The organism is Candidatus Neomarinimicrobiota bacterium (genome assembly GCA_021734025.1).
Taxonomy (GTDB): domain Bacteria; phylum Fidelibacterota; class JAANXI01; order JAANXI01; family JAANXI01; genus JAANXI01.
In genome coordinates this window covers 35,869-58,400 of the sequence record JAIPJS010000004.1, presented here as the reverse complement: position 1 = coordinate 58,400, position 22,532 = coordinate 35,869, and the positions used below count along the sequence as shown (strand labels likewise).

25 protein-coding genes are annotated in these 22,532 nt (G+C 50.9%); 22 read left to right on the top strand and 3 right to left on the bottom strand.

The window, feature by feature from the left end; all coding sequences use genetic code 11:
- Positions 1–67: 67 nt before the first annotated feature.
- The 3 genes from secF to K9N57_05985 all read right to left on the bottom strand — a co-directional run bounded on the left by secF (position 68) and on the right by K9N57_05985 (position 4,039).
- On the bottom strand, positions 68–988 hold the full coding sequence (gene secF, locus K9N57_05995; GenBank protein MCF7803720.1) for a protein translocase subunit SecF: 921 nt from the start codon (positions 986–988) through the stop codon (positions 68–70).
- Between the two features lie 27 nt (positions 989–1,015).
- Positions 1,016–2,935: a protein translocase subunit SecD gene (gene secD / locus K9N57_05990; protein MCF7803719.1), complete on the bottom strand. Its 1,920-nt coding sequence runs from the start codon at positions 2,933–2,935 to the stop codon at positions 1,016–1,018.
- A gap of 117 nt (positions 2,936–3,052) precedes the next feature.
- Entirely contained in the window at positions 3,053–4,039 is a 987-nt protein-coding gene (locus K9N57_05985) for a D-2-hydroxyacid dehydrogenase (protein MCF7803718.1), read from the bottom strand.
- Positions 4,040–4,308: 269 nt separating this feature from the next.
- On the opposite strand from K9N57_05985, the gene K9N57_05980 reads away from it, so the two are divergent.
- From K9N57_05980 to K9N57_05875, 22 genes are all read left to right on the top strand, one after another.
- Positions 4,309–5,073, top strand: coding sequence for an AAA family ATPase (locus K9N57_05980; protein MCF7803717.1), 765 nt, complete (start codon positions 4,309–4,311; stop codon positions 5,071–5,073).
- The gene (locus tag K9N57_05975; protein MCF7803716.1) at positions 5,063–5,935 is read left to right on the top strand and encodes a ParB/RepB/Spo0J family partition protein; all 873 of its coding nucleotides are present in this window, start codon (positions 5,063–5,065) and stop codon (positions 5,933–5,935) included. Before K9N57_05980 ends, K9N57_05975 begins: the two co-directional genes overlap by 11 nt.
- Before the next feature lie 3 nt (positions 5,936–5,938).
- Positions 5,939–6,772, top strand: a complete 834-nt coding sequence (locus K9N57_05970) for a M23 family metallopeptidase (GenBank protein MCF7803715.1) — start codon at positions 5,939–5,941, stop codon at positions 6,770–6,772.
- 6 nt (positions 6,773–6,778) lie between these two features.
- Positions 6,779–7,174 carry a polymer-forming cytoskeletal protein gene (locus K9N57_05965; protein ID MCF7803714.1) on the top strand — a complete coding sequence of 132 codons (396 nt, stop codon included), beginning with the start codon at positions 6,779–6,781 and terminating at the stop codon, positions 7,172–7,174.
- A complete protein-coding gene (locus K9N57_05960) occupies positions 7,146–7,424 on the top strand; it encodes an AtpZ/AtpI family protein (GenBank protein ID MCF7803713.1) in 279 nt (92 codons plus the stop codon). Before K9N57_05965 ends, K9N57_05960 begins: the two co-directional genes overlap by 29 nt.
- A 67-nt stretch (positions 7,425–7,491) precedes the next feature.
- Positions 7,492–7,824, top strand: a complete 333-nt coding sequence (locus K9N57_05955) for a hypothetical protein (GenBank protein ID MCF7803712.1) — start codon at positions 7,492–7,494, stop codon at positions 7,822–7,824.
- A 5-nt stretch (positions 7,825–7,829) separates the two neighbouring features.
- Positions 7,830–8,684: a F0F1 ATP synthase subunit A gene (gene atpB / locus K9N57_05950; protein MCF7803711.1), complete on the top strand. Its 855-nt coding sequence runs from the start codon at positions 7,830–7,832 to the stop codon at positions 8,682–8,684.
- Between the two features lie 55 nt (positions 8,685–8,739).
- The gene (gene atpE, locus K9N57_05945; protein ID MCF7803710.1) at positions 8,740–8,967 is read left to right on the top strand and encodes an ATP synthase F0 subunit C; all 228 of its coding nucleotides are present in this window, start codon (positions 8,740–8,742) and stop codon (positions 8,965–8,967) included.
- Positions 8,968–8,993: 26 nt separating this feature from the next.
- Positions 8,994–9,488, top strand: coding sequence for a F0F1 ATP synthase subunit B (gene atpF / locus K9N57_05940; protein ID MCF7803709.1), 495 nt, complete (start codon positions 8,994–8,996; stop codon positions 9,486–9,488).
- The gene (gene atpH / locus K9N57_05935; GenBank protein MCF7803708.1) at positions 9,488–10,021 is read left to right on the top strand and encodes an ATP synthase F1 subunit delta; all 534 of its coding nucleotides are present in this window, start codon (positions 9,488–9,490) and stop codon (positions 10,019–10,021) included. Before atpF ends, atpH begins: the two co-directional genes overlap by 1 nt.
- Before the next feature lie 38 nt (positions 10,022–10,059).
- Complete coding sequence (atpA, locus tag K9N57_05930) at positions 10,060–11,730, top strand: F0F1 ATP synthase subunit alpha (GenBank protein ID MCF7803707.1); 1,671 nt, start codon at positions 10,060–10,062, stop codon at positions 11,728–11,730.
- Positions 11,731–11,741: 11 nt separating this feature from the next.
- Positions 11,742–12,602, top strand: coding sequence for an ATP synthase F1 subunit gamma (gene atpG, locus K9N57_05925; protein MCF7803706.1), 861 nt, complete (start codon positions 11,742–11,744; stop codon positions 12,600–12,602).
- A gap of 36 nt (positions 12,603–12,638) precedes the next feature.
- Positions 12,639–14,033 carry a F0F1 ATP synthase subunit beta gene (gene atpD / locus K9N57_05920; protein ID MCF7803705.1) on the top strand — a complete coding sequence of 465 codons (1,395 nt, stop codon included), beginning with the start codon at positions 12,639–12,641 and terminating at the stop codon, positions 14,031–14,033.
- Positions 14,033–14,440, top strand: a complete 408-nt coding sequence (locus K9N57_05915; GenBank protein ID MCF7803704.1) for a F0F1 ATP synthase subunit epsilon — start codon at positions 14,033–14,035, stop codon at positions 14,438–14,440. The genes atpD and K9N57_05915 overlap by 1 nt, the downstream gene beginning before the upstream one ends.
- 582 nt (positions 14,441–15,022) lie before the next feature.
- Positions 15,023–16,798 (top strand): aspartate--tRNA ligase, encoded by a 1,776-nt coding sequence (aspS, locus tag K9N57_05910; GenBank protein ID MCF7803703.1) that lies wholly within the window; start codon positions 15,023–15,025, stop codon positions 16,796–16,798.
- Positions 16,799–16,911: 113 nt separating this feature from the next.
- On the top strand, positions 16,912–17,205 hold the full coding sequence (locus K9N57_05905; GenBank protein MCF7803702.1) for a hypothetical protein: 294 nt from the start codon (positions 16,912–16,914) through the stop codon (positions 17,203–17,205).
- Complete coding sequence (locus K9N57_05900) at positions 17,205–18,080, top strand: LysM peptidoglycan-binding domain-containing protein (GenBank protein ID MCF7803701.1); 876 nt, start codon at positions 17,205–17,207, stop codon at positions 18,078–18,080. The genes K9N57_05905 and K9N57_05900 overlap by 1 nt, the downstream gene beginning before the upstream one ends.
- Before the next feature lie 119 nt (positions 18,081–18,199).
- A complete protein-coding gene (locus tag K9N57_05895) occupies positions 18,200–19,165 on the top strand; it encodes a PhoH family protein (GenBank protein ID MCF7803700.1) in 966 nt (321 codons plus the stop codon).
- Between the two features lie 37 nt (positions 19,166–19,202).
- Positions 19,203–20,408, top strand: a complete 1,206-nt coding sequence (locus tag K9N57_05890) for an FAD-binding oxidoreductase (protein ID MCF7803699.1) — start codon at positions 19,203–19,205, stop codon at positions 20,406–20,408.
- A 177-nt stretch (positions 20,409–20,585) separates the two neighbouring features.
- Positions 20,586–20,747 carry a hypothetical protein gene (locus K9N57_05885; protein ID MCF7803698.1) on the top strand — a complete coding sequence of 54 codons (162 nt, stop codon included), beginning with the start codon at positions 20,586–20,588 and terminating at the stop codon, positions 20,745–20,747.
- Between the two features lie 141 nt (positions 20,748–20,888).
- Entirely contained in the window at positions 20,889–22,064 is a 1,176-nt protein-coding gene (locus K9N57_05880; GenBank protein MCF7803697.1) for an acetyl-CoA C-acetyltransferase, read from the top strand.
- Between the two features lie 86 nt (positions 22,065–22,150).
- Positions 22,151–22,528 (top strand): GxxExxY protein, encoded by a 378-nt coding sequence (locus tag K9N57_05875; protein ID MCF7803696.1) that lies wholly within the window; start codon positions 22,151–22,153, stop codon positions 22,526–22,528.
- Positions 22,529–22,532 lie beyond the last annotated feature (4 nt).

Below are 22,532 nucleotides of genomic sequence, written 5' to 3'. Positions count from 1 at the left end.
TTATAAATGTATGATTTTAAGTCACGAAAATTTTGGTAATATGCGGTGTGAAATCCATTCAGTTCTATTAGCGCTTTTTGGAAAGTTTCCCCTGCGATTCGGATCGTTTGGCCCATTCAACAATCACCGGACTGGCGACGTAGACGGACGAATACGTTCCGACCACCACGCCGATAATCAATGCGAAGGCGAAATTTTTAATCACCTCACCACCGCCGAGATAGAGCACCAGTACCACTAAAAAGGTCGTCACCGAGGTGACCACCGTCCGGCTCAGTGACTGATTGATACTGAGATTTACGATGTTGAAGTAGGTTGCACGGCGCAGCGATTTCAGATTTTCCCTGACTCGATCAAATACGACAATGGTATCATTGAGGGAATACCCCACAATAGTCAGGAAGGCAGCGATAATCGCTAGGGTAATCTCCAGATTGAGCAGAGAAAATACGCCCAGTGTTATTAGTATATCATGTACCAGAGCAACGATTGCCGCGATGGCAAATTTGAACTCAAACCGAATAGAAATGTAGAGGACGATACCCAACAGGGCCGAAAGAATTGCCAGAACCGCGGCACCGCGGAGTTCACTCCCGATCTTCGGCCCGACCTGTTCCATTCTTCGGACGTTAAACGGGTTGCCAGGGATGTTTTCCGACAAGGTCGCCTGGATCTCTTCCGAGGCTTTAATACCTTCCTGCTCCTCAAGGCGAAGCACGCGGATAATAATTTCATTCGGCGCTCCGAACTGCTGGATGGATGCATTTTCTAATCCCACTTGTTCCAGGGCCGACCGAACGTCGGAAATTTCAACCGATTCCTCAAACTGGATCTGCATCAGGGTACCACCCTCAAAGTCAATACCGAGTCGCAGCCCGTTGTGAAAAAGAATAGAAAGTAATCCGATTGAAATAATTACAACCGATAGAATTGCCGTAAATTTCCGTTTCTCCAGAATTTTGTAATTCGCTTCCGCAAATAATTCCATTATACCAAATCCCGCTTCTGCTAATAATTAGATGCTTAATTTTTTCACGGTCTTGTTCTCGGTGAACATCTGGTAAATCGTCCTTGTCACGAAAATTGCCGTAAACATACTGGACACGATACCCCAGAAGAGCACCACTGCAAACCCCTTAATCGGACCGGTTCCGAACTGCATCAGTACCAATGCCGCAAGAATGGTGGTGACGTTGGCATCGATAATGGTCCGGAGCGCATTGCCATAACCGCTGTCGATGGCAGCCCGGACGGTTTTGCCCTTCCGCAACTCTTCACGAATTCGATCAAAGATCAGGACGTTGGCATCCACCGATAAACCAACCGTGAGTATCAATCCGGCAATACCCGGCAGTGTCAAGGTTGCACCGAGCGCCGCGAGGATGGCCAGGATAAATATCAGGTTCAGGACAAGCGCAAAGTCCGCGATAAAGCCGGAGAGTTTATAATAAAGTGCCATGAATACCAGAACCAACAGAAGGCCGATGAGTGTTGCCGTCGTACCTTTCTGGATACTGTCGCTTCCCAGCGATGGCCCCACGGTTCGTTCTTCAATGATATCCACCGGCGCCGGTAATGCACCAGCCCGCAGCACGATAGCGATATCTTTGGCCTCTTCCAGGTTGGCCATACCTTCGATCATCGTGCTTCCCTGGGAAATCTTGGACCGGATGTTGGGTGCCATATGTACCTTATCATCCAAAACGATAGCGACCCGTCGTCCGATGTTAGCCCCGGTCAGCCGACTCCAGGTTTTCGAGCCTTGTGCATTCATATCCAGATAGACTACTGGCTGGCCTGCGGCCTGGCCGCCGCTACCGCCCAGCGTAGCCTGCGCATCAGTAACGACACCTCCCGTGAGTCCAGCCTCTTCATTGACCAAATAAAGCAAATGAAATTCGTCCGCACCGCCAGCCTGCGTCGGCAGGACTTCCGGACCGGCCGACCAAAGAAATTCTGCATCCGGCGGTATGACTTCCTGCACCGCTTCCATCTTCAGGATGCGATTCACTGCATTCCGGTTTTTCTGAGGAACGCCGATCTGTCCCTGTACATTCCGAAGCAACGCAGTAAACGGTTTTTCTTCAAAGACCTGCCGGTCGACCACCACAGTACTATCTTCGGAGGTATCAGTCGCGGTTTCATCTTCCATCCCGCCAAAGAGCTCATCGACGGAGACGGCTTCGTCTTCCGCAACACCACCTTCTTCAATGGTAGTATCCGTTTCTGCTGTGTCTTGTGCCCCGAGGGCTTCCGCTACATCACCCTGACGCCGTCGTAAAACCCGGTCAATTTTTTGGATAGTGGCGTTCGTGACTTCCGGCGTTTTGAGGAGTTTGAACTCCAGTAACGCGGTCGTCTGAATCAATTCCCGTGCCCGGGCCGGATCCTGAATGCCGGCGAGTTCCACAATAATTCTGCGGTTTCCGACCTTCTGAATCGTCGGCTCGCTGACACCAAACTGATCAACCCGGTTCCGGATAATTTCCAGCGCCCTGCGGACCGCATCCGTTGCTTCTTCCTGAAGGGAACTAATGATCTCCTCATTCTGAATACCGCGATCCGGAAAATAACGAACCAGCCTCAGCTCCTTCTGATTCGCAACCTCCAGAAATTCATTCAGAAAGGTCGTCTCCTCATTCAACCGGGACTGGGCCTGCTGAAATACTTCTTCGAACAGTTGGCTTTTGTTGCGGGCGATATTATTAACCAGCGTCGGGACATCAACTTCCAGTACCAGATGTATTCCGCCCTGCAGGTCTAATCCGCGACGGATAATTTTAGATTCCAGCTCCGCCAGTTTTCCCTGCTCCCGAAGTTCCTGTCTCTCCTCAGGGCTCAGCATTTCATGCTGGATGGTGGGATACAAAAGAATACCGGCGATTGCAATAGCGAGTATGATAATAATCAATCGCGGTGTTAACCGTTTTAACATCGAATTTCTTCCTCCTCGATAGCCTTCCGGGCATTGTTAATTCGAAAAAAGCCTTGGAATTTATCCGCTCCCCCGGCGAATGTCAATTCTTTTATACCTGTGCAAATGACCTCAAACCTAATAACCACGCTCTTTATTTACAATATTCTTTAGACGCTTTCCGGAGAGAAAACGGTTGAGGTTTTTCCCGAAATCCCGGGATGCCCATTCTACATATTCCGGGAAATTCCCAGAGATGTGAGGACTCAGTAGCACATTGTCCATCCCAAAGAGAGGCGAGTTTTCGGGAAGGGGTTCTTCGCGGAAAACATCCAGGGCAGCGCCGGCAATCCGGTTTTGTTTCAGTGAGAGGATTAGCGCGTTCTCATCAACTATCGGGCCGCGCGATATATTGATGAGATAGGTGGAACTTTTCATCTGATAAAATGCCCGTTGATCAATCAGGCCTTCTGTCTCGGAAGTCAGTGGCAGCGTCAGGACGACAAAGTCCGATTCCCGGAGCAGTGCCGGCAGCTGTTCACGGGAAAGTAACCTGTCCACAAACGCATACTGATCTTCGGGCGCGACAGAATATTTGGTTGCGATAACATGCATTCCGAATGCCCGCGCTTTTTTTGCAATGGCCTTTCCGATGGAGCCGAGCCCAACTATTCCAATCGATTTACCATCGAGGAGCGAAATCTTTGCGGCAAGTTCCCATTGATTCCATTGCCTGCTTTCCTTGAATCTGCGGAACTCGTCAATATGTTTGGCGAAGTAGAGCATCTGCGCCATAACAAATTCGCTGGCCGGTTCGGCGTGGAGACCGCTGGCGTTCGTGACAATCACGTCGCTCTTAAGGAGTTCTGGAAAGGAGGTATGGTCGATACCCGCTGTGCCGATATGGATCCAGCTCAACCGGTCGGCCTGCTCGAACGCTTCTCTTGGAACCGTGTAACAGACCAGAATATCAATCTGGTCGGCAATTTTTCGCACATCTTCCTCGGTGGGAGTGTGGCGAAATTCCACCTCTTCCGGCCGGGCAATCTCTTCCTTAATAATCCGGACGATCGTTTTGAATTTCTCATATCGCCGTGTGGTGTGTATAGCAACCTGGATACTCATTTGGAAACTCCATTATTCTTGTTGTACTGTACCATAAATGTATAACAGGAAACTGAGAAAACCACCTGATAATTGATGTGGATAGAACTCGATGTTCTGTCTGGAAATCCCCTGTTTTGCGGTGGTGTCTGCTCCCCCTTTTCGCTTGCAATTACAGCAGGGGCGGACTAAATTCACTGTAATTTAATCGAGGGTTTACATGCGGTATATCCTTGAAAATTTTAAGGTTAACTAAAGTCAAAACAAATACGTAGGTAGCAGGCGCTTTTATGGGAAAAGTTATAGCCATTGCCAATCAGAAGGGCGGGGTCGGTAAAACGACTACGGCAGTAAATGTTGCAGCCGGATTTGGAGTGACGGAGGTTAAAACCTTGTTGATCGATATTGACCCGCAGGCGAATGCCTCATCCGGATTAGGTGTAGACGTGGCCAACGTGAACAACACTATATACGAGGCGTTAATCGACGAATTGGATTTGGAAGAAGCGATTACAGAAACGGAAATTCCCTATTTGGATTTAGTCCCGGCCAATCCCCGCTTGGTCGGAGCCGAAGTGGAACTTGTCAGTATGTTGACGCGAGAAAAAGTACTGGATAAAGCACTGGAGAATTTCCGGGATAAATACGACTATATTTTTATAGATTGCCCGCCATCACTAGGGTTGTTAACCATTAATAGTCTGACGGCCGCTGACAGTGTACTTATTCCGATTCAATGTGAATATTATGCGTTAGAAGGACTGAGCCAGTTGTTGAATACCATCCGACTGGTGCAAAAAAATCTGAACAAGGATTTGGAAATCGAAGGTGTTGTCATTACCATGTTTGACAGCAGGCTGAATTTGTCGAAACAGGTGGCAGAGGAAGTCCGGAGTTATTTTAAAGACAAGGTGTACGAGACGGTGATTAATAGAAACGTCCGGTTAGGGGAGGCGCCATCGTTCGGAAAGCCAATTATTTTGTACGATGCAACGTCAACGGGCGCAAAGAATTATATGGATTTGGTTGAAGAGATTTTAAACGATGACGAGTAAACGACTCGGTCGCGGTATTGGCGCTTTGATCCCGGAAGAAGCGGATCCGGCGCCCGGCGGCATTGCCCTGATTCCCACGGAAAAAATTCGACCGAACCCGGATCAGCCCCGGAAGGATTTTGAGGAATCCGGGATGCGCGAGCTGGAGCAGTCCATCGCGCAGAAGGGTGTCGTACAGCCAGTTACGGTACGCAAGGTCGATGACGGGTTTGAACTCATCGTGGGCGAGCGTCGCTGGCGGGCTTCGCGAAACATCGATCTTCCCAAGATCCCTGCGTACATCCTTGATGTGGAATCCGACGCGGAGATGATGGAGTATGCCCTCATTGAGAACGTTCAGCGCCGGGACCTGAATCCGATGGAATTGGCGCACGCTTACAACGCGCTTGTAGAACAACACGGTCTCTCCCAGGAAGAAGTGGCACAGCGTGTCGGCAAAAGCCGCAGTGCAATCACAAATTTTATCCGCCTGCTCAACCTGCCATCGTATTTGCAGCAGAGTGTGAAGAATAAGGAGATTTCCGCAGGCCATGCCCGGACATTGCTTTCCATAGAAGACGAAGCCACACAGGAAGAGGTGTGGGAGAAAATCCTTGCCAGGGATCTCAGTGTCCGGGAAGTGGAACAGGCTGTCCGGGATTTAAGTACAGATGGGAAAAAAGAAGCACCCGAAAAATCGCAGTCTTCATCAAAGCCGCAGAAGTCACCCTATCTGGTGGAAATCGAAGAGGATCTTCAGCACCGGCTTGGTACCAGGGTGAGCGTGAAGACGAAAAAAGAAGGTGGCAGTATCGAAATTCAGTACTATTCCAATGATGAACTGGAGCGCCTCCTGGACCTGTTCGAAGAAATCGGACTCTGATCAATGAAGCCCGAACGTTATACGGTCATGCTCGTTCCGGATACCGCCGGAACCAGCCGCAGCTTTTCGCTGAAGCGAGAGACATTTCACTGGATTCTGGCTGGCCTGTTTGTCCTTTTGGTTGCTCTCGGTATCGCGCTCTATTATTATCTTCCCAGGGCGCTCAACTACGATGCCCTGGAGGCAAAAAATGAAACGCTTATGGAGGAGCGCTTCCAGGTGATGCGCATCCTGGATGATTACAACCGCATCAGAAATATGGACCGGTATATCCGGCAGATGCTCGGTGCGGAAATCGCACCGGAGAAGGTCCAAGGAACTGACGATGTCCCCGCCGGACTGGACTCTCTCCAGCGGACTCGGGTCAATCGTGCTATTCCATCGTTGCCGCACTCCGCCATTGATCTGCTGGAAAATGTCCCCTCACTCCCGCCGGTAGACGGCTACGTCACCCAGGATTTCTACAATAATGCTGTTTTTTATGACGATAACCATTATGGCCTCGATATCATTGCCCGGCAAGGAGAGGTAGTCAAGGCCGCGGCCTCCGGGCTGGTCGTATTCTCCAACTGGACGTATCAATACGGGAATACAATTATTCTGGATCACGGCAACGGATATTATTCCATCTATGGGCACAACCAACGGAATATTATCCGGGAGCGGGAATGGGTAGAACGGGGTGAGCCCATCGCCTTCCTTGGGAATACCGGGATCAGTCGGGGACCCCATCTGCATTTTGAGGTATGGAAGGATGGACAGCCACGGAATCCGAAAGATTTTATTTTTATTTACGAAGATAACGATGTTTCAGTTGAACGCCAGAAATTGGATTAAAGACGCATGGCAACAGCAAACGAATCAAAAATTGATACGATCATTGGGAATGCGAGCGAGGTGCACGGGGACATTAAGGTCGATGGCAGTGTGCTGGTTGCCGGTCGGGTGGAAGGGAATGTCTCTTCCAGGGATTTTGTTCGGGTGGTGGAATCAGCCGTAATCACCGGAAATCTGACCGCAAAAAGTGCCATTATCGCCGGCCGGGTCGAGGGCAATGTCCATTGCCAAACCAAAGTGCAACTGGGCAAGAATGCTTCCCTCCTGGGGGACCTCCGGGCAGAACGTCTGGTGATCGAAGAGGGCGCCGTATTCACAGGAAAAAGCGAAATGCCGGTGACGAAAGCCGAAGAGCCAAGCCAGTTGGAAATCCATGAAAAATCGTCAGCCTCAGGAGCATGACAATCAGACTCCACTGTGGGAAACGTACCGCAGAATGGAGCCGTATCTGGGGTTGGGCTTCACATTTACCGTTACGATCCTGGCCTTTCTTTTTCTTGGCAGATGGCTCGACTCAAAGTGGGGCACCAGTCCCTGGCTGCTTATCACTGGTGCAGCGCTGGGGCTTATCCTCGGATTTGTTCATATGTTCAGTACCCTCAATCAGTTGAATCAGCAAAATTCTCACAACGGAGATTCAAACTCTGACTAAATTTATTCGATGGGTTTTTATCGTTTTGGTGATCGGAGCAGTCGTTTCTGTCTTTGTCGGAATTCGGATGCCGGGTGCTTCTGTAATTTGGTCGTTGATATTGGCGCCGGTTATCGCTGCGGTGAATGCAATCGTTGGGGTCTCTCTTATCCGGCGAGGGTTTCGGGCGTCCCAGGCCACCTTTATGAAAATGGTTTTTGGCGGGATGGGAGTCAGATTACTCGTTTTAGGGGCAATTATTGCTTTGATCTACACGGCTTCACCATTACATTTTTTGACGTTTTTAATAGCACTGCTGGCATACTATTTTGTCATGATGCTATTAGAAGTGATGTATGTAAATTTACATTTGAGAAACGAGAACGGTTCGGCGGCGGACCGGCAGGAGACTGAAGGTTAGATCCGATGCTGGCTGAAGGTGCGGCAAAAGCGGCAGAACAAGGAGCGCACGGCGGGGGGCATGAAGAATCCACCGGCGAAGTACTTATTCATCATGTGACTGATTCCGATGTCTGGCATTTTTTCAAAGACATTGAGCTCCACCTCCCAGAAATTCATCTATTTGGTATCGATTTTTCCATTTCCCTCCACGTCATAATGATGTGGATTGCAGCGGTACTGGTCTTTCTGCTGTTTCGCAGGATGGCGGTCTCCATGCAAAAGCAGGGTTCGCTGGTGGCGCGCGGGCCATTTGCGCTACTCGAAATGATGGTGCTATTCGTACGCGATGAAATTGCGTATGCAACCATGGGTGAGAAAGTCGGCAGACGGATGACGCCGTTACTTCTCACCTTTTTCTTTTTTATCTTGTTCTGTAATCTGCTGGGGCTGGTGCCGTTTATGTCGACAGCTACCGGAAATATCAATGTGACGGCAGCGCTGGCACTGGTGACCTTTCTCGTGATTCAGGCGCAGGGAATGAAGGAAAACGGCGTGCTCGGCTACTGGAAAAGTCTAGTGCCCAGCGGCGTGCCGGTCTTTCTCGTACCAATTATGATTCCGGTGGAATTCCTGGGACTTTTCACCAAACCGTTCGCGCTCTGTATGCGACTGTTCGCCAATATGATTGCCGGACACGTCGTCATCCTCTCACTGATCATGCTCATTTTCACGTTCGGCTCGCTGTTTATCGCGCCGATATCCGTGGGATTTGCGCTGTTTATTTATCTATTGGAAATCCTGGTGGCTTTTATCCAGGCATACATTTTTACTATGCTGTCCGCCCTGTTTATCGGGATGGCGGCACATCCGGAACATTAAACCTGAAAACATCAATGAACCATATTGACACAGACGAACAACAGAGGAGGAAACGATGGGTGATCTCGGATTAGGATTTCTCGCTGCGGGTTTAGGAGCGGGACTTGGAATTTTTGGCGCCGGTTTTGGTATTGGTAAACTGGCTGCTGCCGCCATGGAAGGTACCGCCCGACAGCCGGAAGCCGCCAATGATATCCGGACCAGCATGATCATTGCCGCCGCCCTGATTGAAGGTGTGGCATTCTTTGGCGAAGTGGTCTGTATTATTCTCGCACTCAAATAACCTAGCCGGTAAACAGAAGAGGCACTATGGGATTACTGGATATAGATCCCGGATTAATCATCTGGACGCTGATCACGTTTATAATTTTGATGATTCTGCTTCGGAAGGTGGCGTGGAAGCCGATCCTCGCAATGATCGACGAGCGCGAAGCGACGATCCGCGAGTCGCTGGAAGAAGCGGAACAGGCTCGTGCCGACGCGGAAGCCACAATGCAGGAGTATCAGCAGAAGCTGAAGGAAGCCCGGCAAGAGGCCCGGCAGATTATCGATGAAAGCAAAGAGTCCGCCGAAAAGATCAGGGCAGAGATCGTCGAGGAGGGCGAGCAACAAAAACAGAAGATGATCAGCGAAGCCCGGGAGCAGATCGAGGCGGAGCGGGAACGCGCCGTGCAGGATATCAAAGATTCGGTAGCTGAAATTGCGATTTCCGCCGCGTCCAGGATAATTAATCAGGAGCTGTCGGCCGAATCGCACCGCGACATTATCGATCGGTCGCTGCAACAGTTTAAGGCATCGAAGTAATGCAGCACGAACCCGCTGCCGAACGATACGCCGAAGCGCTGTTCGAGACCGCCCTAAATCACGAGGTGCTCGACGAGGTGGCCCAGGATCTCGCAGACTTTACGGAGATCCTCGAATCATCAGATCAGCTGCGGCTCTTTCTGCGATCCTTTCGGGTAACCGCGTCTGACAAGGTGCGCGTCTTCCGGGAGGTCTTCTCTGGCAAGATGAGCGATTATGCGCTGAATACTATCGCGTTGATGCTTCAAAACGGCCGGAGTGAGGTGATTCACGATGTCCGTGAGTTGTATGCGGATCTGGTGAAAGAGCACAGAAATATCGTGTCCGTGCAGACGTATACGGCCGTGTCCATGGATGAGAAAATACGCGAGCAGGTGAAGGCATCTTTGGAACAACATCTGAGCAAAGATGTGGATATGATCGAGTATGTGGACGAATCCCTGCAGGGCGGCATCAGGCTGCGAATTAAAAATACGGTGTACGACGGAACGGTCGCCCACCAACTGGAAAAATTACGCGAACGATTGAGGTAGCGGTTCTGTGATGATTGTTAAAGGAGGCAACAAAGTCGATGGAGATTAAAGCAGGCGAAATCACGTCGTTGCTCAAGCAGCAGATCGAGTCCTTCGATGTGAGCATGGACGTGGATGAAGTCGGTGAGGTGATTAGCGTGGGGGACGGTATCGCCCGCGTGTACGGACTTGAAAATGTAATGTCCAGCGAACTGGTGCAATTCCCCAATGATGTGGTGGGAATGGCGCTGAACCTGGAAGAGGACAACGTCGGAGTCGTCCTGTTCGGCGAAAGCCGGCTGGTCAGCGAAGGCGATACGGTCAAGCGAACCGGCCGCGTGGTCGAGATTGGCGTCGGCGAGGAAGTCGCCGGCCGCGTGATCAACCCGATTGGCCGACCACTGGATGGCAAAGGTGATATCCAGTTTACCGAACAGCGTGCCGTGGAACGGAAGGCGCCGGGGGTGATGGTGCGCCAGCCGGTGAAAGAGCCGCTGATGACCGGACTCAAAGCTGTTGACTCTATGATTCCGATTGGCCGGGGTCAGCGGGAGCTGATTATCGGTGACCGCCAGACCGGAAAAACCGCCATTGGCGTGGATACCATTATCAATCAGCGCGATACGGACGTCTACTGTATTTACGTAGCCATCGGTCAGAAAGCCTCCACCGTGGCGCAGGTGGTGAAGGTGCTGGAAGATAACGGCGCCATGGATTACACCACCGTGATTTCTGCCAGCGCTTCGGAACCGGCCCCGCTGCAGTATCTGGCCCCGTTTGCCGGCGCAACCATCGGCGAATATTTCCGGGATAACGGCAAGCACGCACTCATCGTGTACGATGATTTGACCAAGCACGCATGGGCGTATCGACAGCTCTCGCTGTTGCTCCGGCGTCCTCCGGGGCGTGAAGCGTACCCCGGCGATATCTTTTATCTCCATTCCCGTCTGCTGGAACGTGCATCCAAGCTGGAAGAGAAATATGTAATTGTTGAGAAGGGAACGGAGAGCGCTGAAGAAGGGGTCAACGGTAAGGAGTACCGCAAGCACATCGAAGAAAGTGCCGAACAGCTGGAAAAAGACTTGGAAGAACTCGGTACCGACAAGCACGATGTGGTTAAAACACCGAAGAGCGGCGGCTCACTGACGGCGCTGCCGATTATCGAAACTCAGCAGGGTGACGTATCTGCCTATATTCCAACCAACGTGATATCTATTACCGATGGACAGATTTACCTCGTTCCGGATCTTTTTTACTCTGGTCAGCGGCCCGCTATTGATGTCGGGATTTCGGTCTCCCGGGTCGGCGGAAACGCTCAGGTGAAGGCCATGCGGCAGGTCTCCGGATCGCTGAAGCTGGATCTGGCGCAGTACCGGGAACTGGAATCGTTCGCCCAGTTCGGTTCCGACCTGGATAAATCCACCCGGCAGCAGCTAAACCGTGGTGAACGTCTTTACGAAATTCTGAAGCAGAAACAGTATGCGCCGCTCCCTATGCCGAAGCAGGTGGTTATTATCTTCGCCGGGACGGAAGGCTACCTGGATCAGCTCTCCATGGAACAGGTTGGGGAGTTCGAGCCCGAATTTCTCCAATACATTGAGGCGCAGCACGCCGATATATTGGAACAGATCGAGGAGGAAAAAATTCTCTCCGATGATCTTAAATCCAAACTCGGCGGGATTGTGGAGAAATTTATAGAGACATTCAAAGTAGAAGAGGAAGCAGTGTAACCGGATAAAATATGGCCACTCTTCGCGAAGTTAAAAATCGGATCGGTTCTGTCAAGAATATCAAGCAGGTGACCCGTGCCATGAAAATGGTCGCGGCGGCCAAACTGCAAAAGGCCCAGCAGGCCATCGAACAGGCGCGGCCGTATGCGTACAAGATTAATAATGTGCTGACTCAGTTGCTCCCGCAGGTTGATCGTTCAATCAATTCGCTGCTGGAGGTGCGGGAACAGAAACACGTTGGCCTGGTGATTATTACCGCGGATCGCGGGCTTTGCGGTGCCTTCAATTCGCGAATTCTCCGGCAGGCGGAGAAGGAGATTGCCAAGTATGAGCCAGAGCAGGTGAAGCTGATCTGCATCGGCAAAAAAGGGTTACGGTATTTTCAGCGCCGGGATTATGAGATCATTGGAGAATATATCGACTTTTTCCGGGATCTGAATTTTTCCAACGCCACCTCGATTGTGGATGAGATAGTGGAACTGTTTATCTCAAAAGGGCTGGACCGGGTGGACGTCCTGTACAACGAGTTTAAGAACGTGATTCAGCAGGATGTCGTGGTGGAACAGTTCCTGCCGCTGGTGGTGCAGGAGGAAGAGGACGATGAGGCTATCGATGAGTTCCTGTTTGAACCTGATGATGCCAGCATTGTGAATTCGCTGGTCCCCCGGCATCTGAATGTGCAGATGTGGCGGATGTTATTGGAGTCTAACGCCGCGGAACATGGCGCACGGCGGACGGCGATGGATAACGCCACTACCAACGCGGAAGAGATGATTGACGATCTCCAGATGCAGTACAACAAGGCGCGGCAGGCCCAGATTACCAAGGAAATTTCCGAAATCGTCGGCGGCGCCGAAGCGATGAAAGAATAATTTGAATACGAAGCCAATTAAGAGGTATGCGATCACATGAATGAAGGTCGAGTCACCCAGATTATGGGCCCGGTTGTGGATGTGGTATTCGAAGACGGCGAAATTCCGAGTATTCTGAATGCTCTGGAAATCGACAGAGGCGAGGACGGCACGCTGGTGCTGGAAGTGGCACACCATCTCGGTGAAGACACTGTCAGAACTATCGCCATGGATTCCACAGACGGCCTGGTGCGCGGACAAAAAGTTGTGGATACCGGCGAGCCGATTTCCATTCAGGTGGGCCAGGAAATTTTGGGCCGGATGTTTGACGTGACCGGCAACCCCATTGATGAAAAAGAGGCGCCGGATACCGAAGTGAGATTACCGATTCACCGGCCGGCCCCGGATCACGAGGAGCTTTCCACCACGACGGAGATGTTCGAGACCGGCATCAAGGTCATCGACTTACTGGAGCCGTATACCAAGGGTGGGAAGACCGGTCTGTTCGGCGGCGCCGGTGTCGGCAAGACGGTACTTATCCAGGAATTGATTCGAAATATTGCAGCGGAGCACGGCGGTTTTTCCGTGTTCGGCGGCGTCGGCGAACGAAGTCGCGAGGGCAATGATCTGATGTTAGAAATGACCGAATCCGGCGTTATAGACAAGACCACGCTGGTCTTTGGACAAATGAACGAGCCGCCGGGCGCTCGGATGCGGGTCGGCCTGACGGCATTGACTGCCGCGGAATATTTCCGGGACGTGGAAGAACGGGACGTCCTTCTGTTTATCGATAATATTTTCCGGTTCACCCAGGCCGGTTCCGAGGTTTCGGCGCTGCTGGGACGCGTCCCGTCTGCTGTAGGTTATCAGCCGACGCTGGCCACGGACATGGGCGAACTCCAGGAGCGGATTACTTCGACAGAAAAAGGATCGATTACTTCGGTGCAGGCCGTATACGTGCCCGCCGATGATTTGACCGACCCGGCGCCGGCGACGACGTTTGCTCACCTCGATGCATCGACAGTGCTGGATCGTTCCATCTCCGAGCTCGGGATTTATCCCGCAGTCGATCCACTGGATTCGACGTCCAGGATTCTCGATCCCCAGGTTATCGGTGAGCGGCACTTCAACGTGGCGCGCCAGGTACAGGAGATCCTTCAGCAGTACAAAGATTTACAGGATATCATCGCCATCCTCGGTATGGATGAATTGTCCGAGGAAGATAAGATAACCGTGGCCAGAGCCCGGCGAATTCAGCGGTTTCTGAGCCAGCCGTTCTTCGTGGCGGAGCAGTTTACCGGTACGCCAGGGCGCTACGTAAAGCTTGAAGATACTATTGATGGCTTCGAGCGGTTGGTCAACGGTGAGTTCGACGACCTACCAGAACGGGCGTTTCTGTTCGTTGGTACCATTGATGAAGCCGTCGAGAACGCCAAAAAGATGCAGTCATGATACCCGAACACCTCTCGGTTGAAATTGTGACACCGACTTCCCTTGAGACGGAAGAGCAGGTGGATTATGTTCGTGCACCGGGGCTGGACGGATTGTTCGGCGTAAAACCCGGGCACATCCCGGCGCTCATCGCGCTGGATGTGGGAGAAGTCGGTCTCGATAAGCGGGGCGAGCGGCGCTATCTGGCGACGAGCGGCGGTTACGCAGAAATTCACAACGAAAAAGTCGTACTCCTGGTTGAAACGGCTGAAGATGCCGATGATATTGATGTCGAGCGGGCAAAAGCCGCGAAGCAGCGTGCGGAAGAACGTTTGGCTGCAAAGGAGAAGGAAGGCATCGACACTAGCCGGGCGAAGGATGCGCTACGACGGGCAAAGAATCGACTAACCGTGGCTAATCGCGCCTGACGGATATACAAACGAACATTTCGGAACCGCCACTCCCGGAATGTCGGGGCTGGCGGTTTTTTTATGACAGATGAGTAGAACGCGGTGAACGCAGACCCAACAGATAACCGCGGATGAAAACAGGGATTAGATAGGTATAAGGGTATAGGTGTACAACAGGTATAAGATTTTTGAGATTGAACTTCCGCTTAATGGCCGCAAAGCGGGTTTAAGCGGGGGGAACGCCGGAAAAAAGGAAAAAGGAAAAGGGAGAATGGAAAAGCTGTTTGTTGTTCGTGGTTTGTTGTGAAAAAATCAGCCATATCGTAGAGGATTAACGGACTCACATATTTTAAACGGTATATTGAACAGACAACTACTCACAACTAACAAAAACCCGCTAAACCAATCATGAGCCTGGTCGAATGAGCGGGAACTACCAACAGGCTTTGACCTAAGCCTGAGGACACTCGGAGCGTGACGTTTTTAACAATAACACTTTAACACGATAGCACGCTGTTACCTGCGACTACTTTAGCACTGTTTTCTAACCACGATGAATGCTATTTTGAATACACCTGAAACACTGATGGGAGATACACCATGAGAGTTCCGCAGCGGACACATACATGCGGTGAATTGCGAAAGAGTGATGCTGGCACAGAGGTCATCCTGAATGGCTGGGTGGAGACCCAGCGTGATCACGGTGGGCTGATTTTCCTGGTGCTCCGGGATCGTTACGGCAAGGTACAGGTTGTAGTGAATCTCGAGGGGTCTGAAGAACTGGCAAAGAAGGCGAAGAAGGTCGGGACTGAGTGGGTAATTTCGGTCAGTGGCACTGTTGCTGAACGTGGTGAGGGGAATGTGAACGAGGAGATGCCAACTGGTGAGATCGAGGTGAATGCCGATACTCTCGAAATCCTGAACTCTGCCAAAGCCATGCCCTTTCTGATCACTGAACCGACTTCAGCGACTGAAGAAGTGCGCCTCAAATACAGGTACCTGGATTTGCGGACGCAGAAACTTCAGAAAAATCTGGCAGTGCGCCATCAGGCATATCAGAGTGTGAGGAAGACACTGTCCGAAATGGACTTCTATGAAATCGAAACACCGTTTCTGATGCGATCCACCCCGGAAGGCGCCAGAGATTTTCTGGTGCCGAGCCGTCTGCATAAGGGGCGTTTCTATGCACTGCCCCAATCGCCGCAGACATATAAACAGCTGCTTATGATTAGCGGATACGATCGTTACTTCCAGATTGTGAAGTGTTTCCGGGATGAAGACCTCCGGGCGGATCGGCAGCCGGAGTTTACCCAGATCGATCTGGAGATGTCTTTTGTTAACGAAGAGAACGTGATGGAAGTGGCCGAAGAGATTACCGCCAACGTCTATAAAGCTGTGACCGGCGAAGAACTGCAGCGACCGTTCCCGCAGATGTCATACGATGACGCCATTGCCAGGTACGGTGTAGATAAGCCAGATCTCCGGTTCGACCTCCCGATTACAAATGTGACAAATATTCTGGGTGATTCGGATTTTAAGATTTTTAGTAAGGTCAAAGAATCCGGTGGAGTCATCGGTGCGCTCTGCGTGAAAGATGCCGGGCTGAGCCGGAGTGAAATAGACGGGTTGACCGAGGTGGTCGAGCCGGTTGGCGCCAAAGGCGTTGCCTTTATGAAAGTGACAGACGGGGGAGTGGACAGTGGCATCAGCCGATTTTTTGGTGAAAAAGCTGTTTCGGAACTTTTGGATGAAACCGGAGCGGAATCTGGCGACCTGTTACTCTTTGTGGCTGACGCACCCAAAATTGCCTATCCGGCGCTTGGGAAGCTCCGTCTTCATCTGGGAAAAACGCTGGATTTAATCAACAAGAACAGTGCCGCACCGGCCTGGATCGTCGAGTTTCCCTTGGTGGAATACAACGACGACCAGGATCGCTGGGATGCCATGCATCATCCGTTTACGGCTCCGGCTCCGGAAGATATTCCGAATATGGATACTGAACCGGTTAGTGTAAAGGCCAGAGCCTATGATCTGGTCATCGACGGCCATGAAATTGCTGGTGGCAGCATTCGTAACTTTCAGTCGGATGTCCAGCAAAAAGTGTTTGATCTGCTGAATATGGATAAAGAGGAACAGGAGGAGAAGTTTGGGTTTCTCCTGGATGCGCTCCAATATGGCGCTCCACCACACGGGGGAATTGCATTTGGATTTGACCGATTGGTTGCATTACTGGCCGACACCGGTTCAATCCGGGATGTCATCGCGTTTCCAAAAACCACATCCGCGCTCTCCCTGATGGATGGCTCTCCATCGGAGGTGGATGAGGAACAGTTGAAAGAACTCGGCCTGAAAATCATCGGAAAGGGTGAATTTTAGGCGGTTTAGCCGTTTGTAATATCACCTTGACAAGCTTAGGGACCAATTGTAATTTCCATATGATTTTGAAGGGGCGAAATTATATTTCCAATTCGACGGAGGAAAGGTGAACAATGAATAATTTAAAGAAAGTGCTTATTGGCGGGCTCGTGGGAATGTCCCTCCTTGCCACGGCGTGTAGCTCCGGTCCATCGGAGGAGCAGTTAACGACGTTACGCGAAACGCGTCAGGCTGCGGAATCTGCTGAACAGCAGGTGAAAGACCTGGAAGAACAGAAACGTACCCTCCAGGCTGAGCTGGAAACAAAGCAGCAGGAACTCAGCCGTGCCAAAGCCGAGAAATCCCGGGTGATGAAAGCCGTCCAGGATACCGGTAAAATGGAAAAGGAAGAAGGAGGGATGGAATAATGAGACGCGTAATTTCAGTAAGTACACTTATTCTTCTCCTAGGGTTGGTATCTCTTACACCGGTATTTGGCCAGGACTATGGCTATACCAGTGATATGTCAATGGAAGAATATAATGCCGAACTAGAGAAATGGCAGGGCAGAGAACAGGATGCCAAGGCACAGATCGAGCAGCTCAAGCAGGATATTGCCGATCTGAAGGATCAAATTGCAGCCCTTGAAGACCAGATTGCACAGGTTCGACAGGAAACTATGGACCTTTTGAGCGATGAAGTCGAAGGCGACATGAGTGTCGAGGAAGCCATGGCAGCTTATCTGAATCAGTTGGATGAGTTGATTAGTCAGGCCGAAGGTCTGCTTGCACTGTCGCCCGAAGAACTCTACCAGAGCCAGGATGAAGTGGAGGCAATTAAAAAGAAACTCGCTAAATTGAAAAAGAATGACTTCGCCAAGCTGGATGAATCCCAGGAAAAGATTTCAGAACTGGAGAGCCTGCTTGAGCGGATTGATGCGAAAATGCCGGAACCTGTGAATGACGTCTACTCTGTGGTTCGGGGCGATTATCTCTGGAAGATTTCTGGTAAGGATGACATTTATGATGATCCGTATCAATGGGTGAAAATTTGGTCGGCAAACCGTGACCAGATCAACAATCCTGATCTGATTTATCCGGACCAGAAGTTTGACATCCCGCGGCAGATTCAGGCCAGTGAACACTTGGTCAATCGTGGTGAGAGTCTATCCAAGATCGCTTCCTATGATGAAGTCTACGGAAATCCGTTTGATTGGCAGAAGATTTACAACGCCAATAAGAAGGTCATTTCTGACCCGAACGTGATATATCCGCACCAGATTTTGACGGTACCGCAGAATTAGGCGGGATGTTCGCGTCCTTTTGACCTCAAATATCTAGATAAACTTAAAAGCCTTCGGTTGGATTCCAGCCGAAGGCTTTTTGTATTTATTTGAAAATCGAATCCGAACAGAATACTAGAATGGCTGAACAGTTGGAAATACCGATACTCGGAGTTGAACCGCTGGCGCTGCTCGGCGTCAATGATGCGAACCTCAAAGTGCTGGAACATAATTTCGACGCCAAAATTTTAGTGCGTGGCAATTCTATCCGGGTTGAGGGAGACCCTGAAGAAGTTTCACAAATTGAAAGTATCGTCACCGAGATGGTCTATACCCTCAAGAAAAAAGGAACGCTCGACGAACAGGACGTGGAGACGTTGGTCCGCCTGGAAAAATCAGGATCCATCGAACATCGGGAGAAGGGGCTCGACTCGGTCATACTTTTCACTAAAAACGATGTTATTAAGCCCAGAACCGATGGTCAGGAACGATATTGGAAGGATGCCAGAGAAAATGACATCGTGTTTGCCATCGGTCCTGCTGGAACGGGGAAGACCTACCTCGCGGTGGCAATTGCGGTTGCGGCGTTTAAAAACCGGGAGGTCTCTAAGATTGTACTCTGCCGGCCGGCGGTAGAAGCCGGCGAAAGCCTGGGGTTTCTGCCCGGGGATCTGAAAGAAAAAGTTGATCCATATCTGACGCCACTCTACGATGCGTTATATGAAATGTTGCCGGTGGAGAAGCTCCGGGCGCTCATGGATCAGAAAATTATCGAGATTGTGCCGCTGGCGTACATGCGTGGCCGGACGCTGAATAATGCGTTTGTCATCCTGGATGAAGCACAAAATACCACCCCGCTGCAGATGAAAATGTTTTTAACGCGGCTCGGGGTCAATTCCAAGGCAATTATCACTGGGGATATCACCCAGATTGACCTGCCGGGACATCAGGATTCCGGGTTGATTCAGTGCCAGGAGATCCTTGCCGATGTAGACGGGATCAAGTTTGAATATCTCTCTCCCAGGGATGTGGTTCGGCACCGGCTGGTGAAGGATATTATCCGGGCGTATGGCGACTACGGTGAGGAGAACCAGAGCACCACGTAATTCCATTTCACCCGAATCCGGGGAAAACAATAATTTTATGGCAGTATCCACTCCACTGTGGCTGGACTCAGACTATCATCCGCGATCCGCACTTGACTCACGCCAAACAACTGATATAGCGATTGTTGGCGGCGGGATCACCGGTATCAGCGCGGCACTGCATCTTGCGCAGATGGGATATCCACCGGTCTTGCTGGAGCGGGATACGATAGCCAGCGGAGCCAGTGGACGGAATGCCGGCTTTCTCATCGCCGGGAGCGTGGAGTTTTATCATAGGGCTATCGGGTTCGTCGGTCACAGGAAGGCTAAGCGTCTTTGGGAATTGTCTCTGGAAAGTCACCACATACTACGCAACTGGATTACTGACGACGGTATCGAATGCGATTACCAGAATCGTGGGAGTCTGGTGCTGGCAGCGACTGAATCGGAGTGGGAGGAGATACAGGAAGCCGCTCGCGCGCTCCGGTCTGATGGGTTTAATGCGGAAGTTGTCCGGCAGGGAACACTTCGACAATGGGGGGAACCACTGACCCGATTTTTGGGCGGTTATTATTGCCTGGATGACGGTGGGGTGAATCCGGCGTGCTGTATTCGGGGATTAGCCGAGATTGCTGAACGTTCCGGAGCGAAGATCTACGAAAACTCCCCGGTAATACACCTCAGGGAAACCAAAGAGAACACGGTAATCGTAAAAACGCCACACGGGAATGTAGAAGCCAAGTTTGTTTTAATTGCCGGCAATGCATACACGCCGCAACTGGACGGAATTCTGGATGGAAAAGTTCTGCCGGTACGGGGCCAAATGCTGGCGACCGGGTCGATAGATAAGGTGATAGACATTCCATGCTATGCGAATTTCGGGTTCGATTATTTTCGTCAATTGCCGAACGGAAGATTTTTATTGGGCGGAAGCCGGGATATCGATCCCGACTCAGAGCTGGGTTTCGACGAAACGCCCAATCCGAAGATCCAGGACGGTCTCGACGGGTATCTCATGGAGTTGCTGAATTTAAATGAGCTCCGGGCGATAACCCATCGCTGGACGGGAACCATGGGTTTTGCCAGAGATGGTTTGCCTATTGTCGGACGTCTGCCGCAGTCCAGCCGGATTTTTGTCGCCGCAGGATTCACCGGGCATGGGATGAGTATCGCGCCGAAGGTAGCGGAGATTGCGAGTACCTTGCTCATCGAAGGGCAACATCCGGATGCCGGACTGTTTTCGATACGAAGGTTTTTGAACTGACGGGTAGAAGGAATAAGGCATAGGGGGTTGGGGATTCTTAATCTTATCATAATCCTAATCTCACTCGAAGTTGCTTTGCAAGGTGAAGGGAAAAGGAGCAATATCCAACCGACGAATAGCCAATATCGAATTTCCAAGTCCCCTGTCCAACTGCTAATGAAGTATGAAGAGTGATGAATGAAAAATGTAGAAGTAGTGAACCAACACCAAGCACCAAAGGGACGGTTGCTTTCAGCCCAACAATTTATTGGTGGGAGCATGGCGCAGAAGTATTTAATCCAATCCTGCCAGGGATGGCTGAAGAGCATTGGAAGAACAGAGATTGTAGAAGGCAAATGAAAGTGATGAAGGAAAAGGTAAACCGGAGACCCAAGACCGGTGATAGTATTTACGATAACACAATAACGCACTATTACTTGAACACCTGAATACCCGAACACTAATTAACTATTTAATAAACGGGGGAGAATCATGACAACCATACGCGATGTCGTTATAACCAGTGCGGTGCGAACGCCGGTGGGCGCATTTCAGGGAAGTCTGTCCTCGGTGAAGGCCACCGAACTAGGGAGTTTGGTGATTGAACACGCCATTAAACGGTCGAATATAAATTCGGAAGATGTGAATGAGGTCATCATGGGCAATGTCCTTCCGGCGGGACTTGGTCAGGCGCCGGCGCGGCAGGCGGCGCTGGGTGCCGGGCTGCCGGAACGGACTGAGTGTCTGACTATTAACAAAGTTTGCGGCTCCGGGCTGAAGGCGGTGATGCTTGCGACGCAGGCCATCCAGGTCGGCGACGCCGATATTGTGGTGGCCGGCGGAATGGAGAGCATGAGCAACGTCCCGTACTATCTTCCAAAGGCCAGAGATGGCTATCGGATGGGGAATAAGGAAGCGGTAGACGGTATGATCCATGATGGGCTGTGGGATGTCTACAACGATTACCATATGGGCAACGCCGCCGAACTCTGTGCAAGAGAAAACAATATCCCCAGGGAAGATCAGGACGAGTTCGCCAAACTGAGTTACGAGCGGGCTATCGATGCACAGCAAAACGGGCGTTTCAAAGACGAAATTATTCCGGTGGAAGTACCGCAGCGCAAGGGTGAGCCTGTTGTGGTGAGTGAGGATGAAGAGCCAAAGCGCGCCAATTTTGAGAAGATGCCGAAACTGCGGCCGGCGTTCGACAAGGACGGGACAGTGACCGCCGCGAATGCCTCGAAGATTAATGACGGCGCGGCTGCCCTGGTGGTGATGGCGGCGGATGTGGCCAAAGATTTGAGTGCGCCAATTCTGGTGAGGATCTTGGGACAGGCCTCTGCCGCCAAGGCGCCGGAATGGTTTACGACTGCCCCAGTGGATGCCATTAACAAGGTGCTGGAGAAGACTGGCCGGAAAAAGGAAAGCATCGACCTGTACGAGATCAACGAGGCATTTTCCGTGGTGACGCTGGTGGCAAATCGTCAGCTGGATATCCCGCTTGATAAAATCAACGTAAACGGTGGAGCTGTCGCGTTGGGGCATCCGATAGGCGCCAGTGGGGCGAGAATTTTAACCACACTGATCTATGCGCTCCAGCAGCGGAACCTGAAAACCGGGCTGGCGACGCTCTGCATCGGCGGTGGCGAGGCGAGCGCGCTGGTGGTGGAGAGATAAACAGATAATCCCGCAAGGTACCAACAAGGATAAAGGAAGAATTAGATCTCACAAAGACCCGAAGGCGCAAAGACGCCAAAAAAGATATGAAAGCAAATGATATTGCAAAGGTTGTGGTAAATACAGCATTCCAAATTCATAAAAAACTTGGGCCGGGACTTCTTGAGCCGGTTTATGAAGAGATAATGGAACATGAATTAAAGAAACAAAATTTTGGTGTTGAGCGACAAAAACCAATACCGGTTCATTGGGATGATTTGAGGATGGAGATCGGTTTCAGAGCCGATTTGGCCATCAACAAACTAGTAATTATAGAACTTAAATCGGTGGAGAGTATTATCCCTGTATATCCAAAGCAGTTACTCACGTATTTAAAAGTGACAGGATTAAGACTGGGACTGCTGATTAACTTCAACGAAGCGTTGATCAAAAATGGAATAACAAGGATTGTAAACAATCATTAATCTT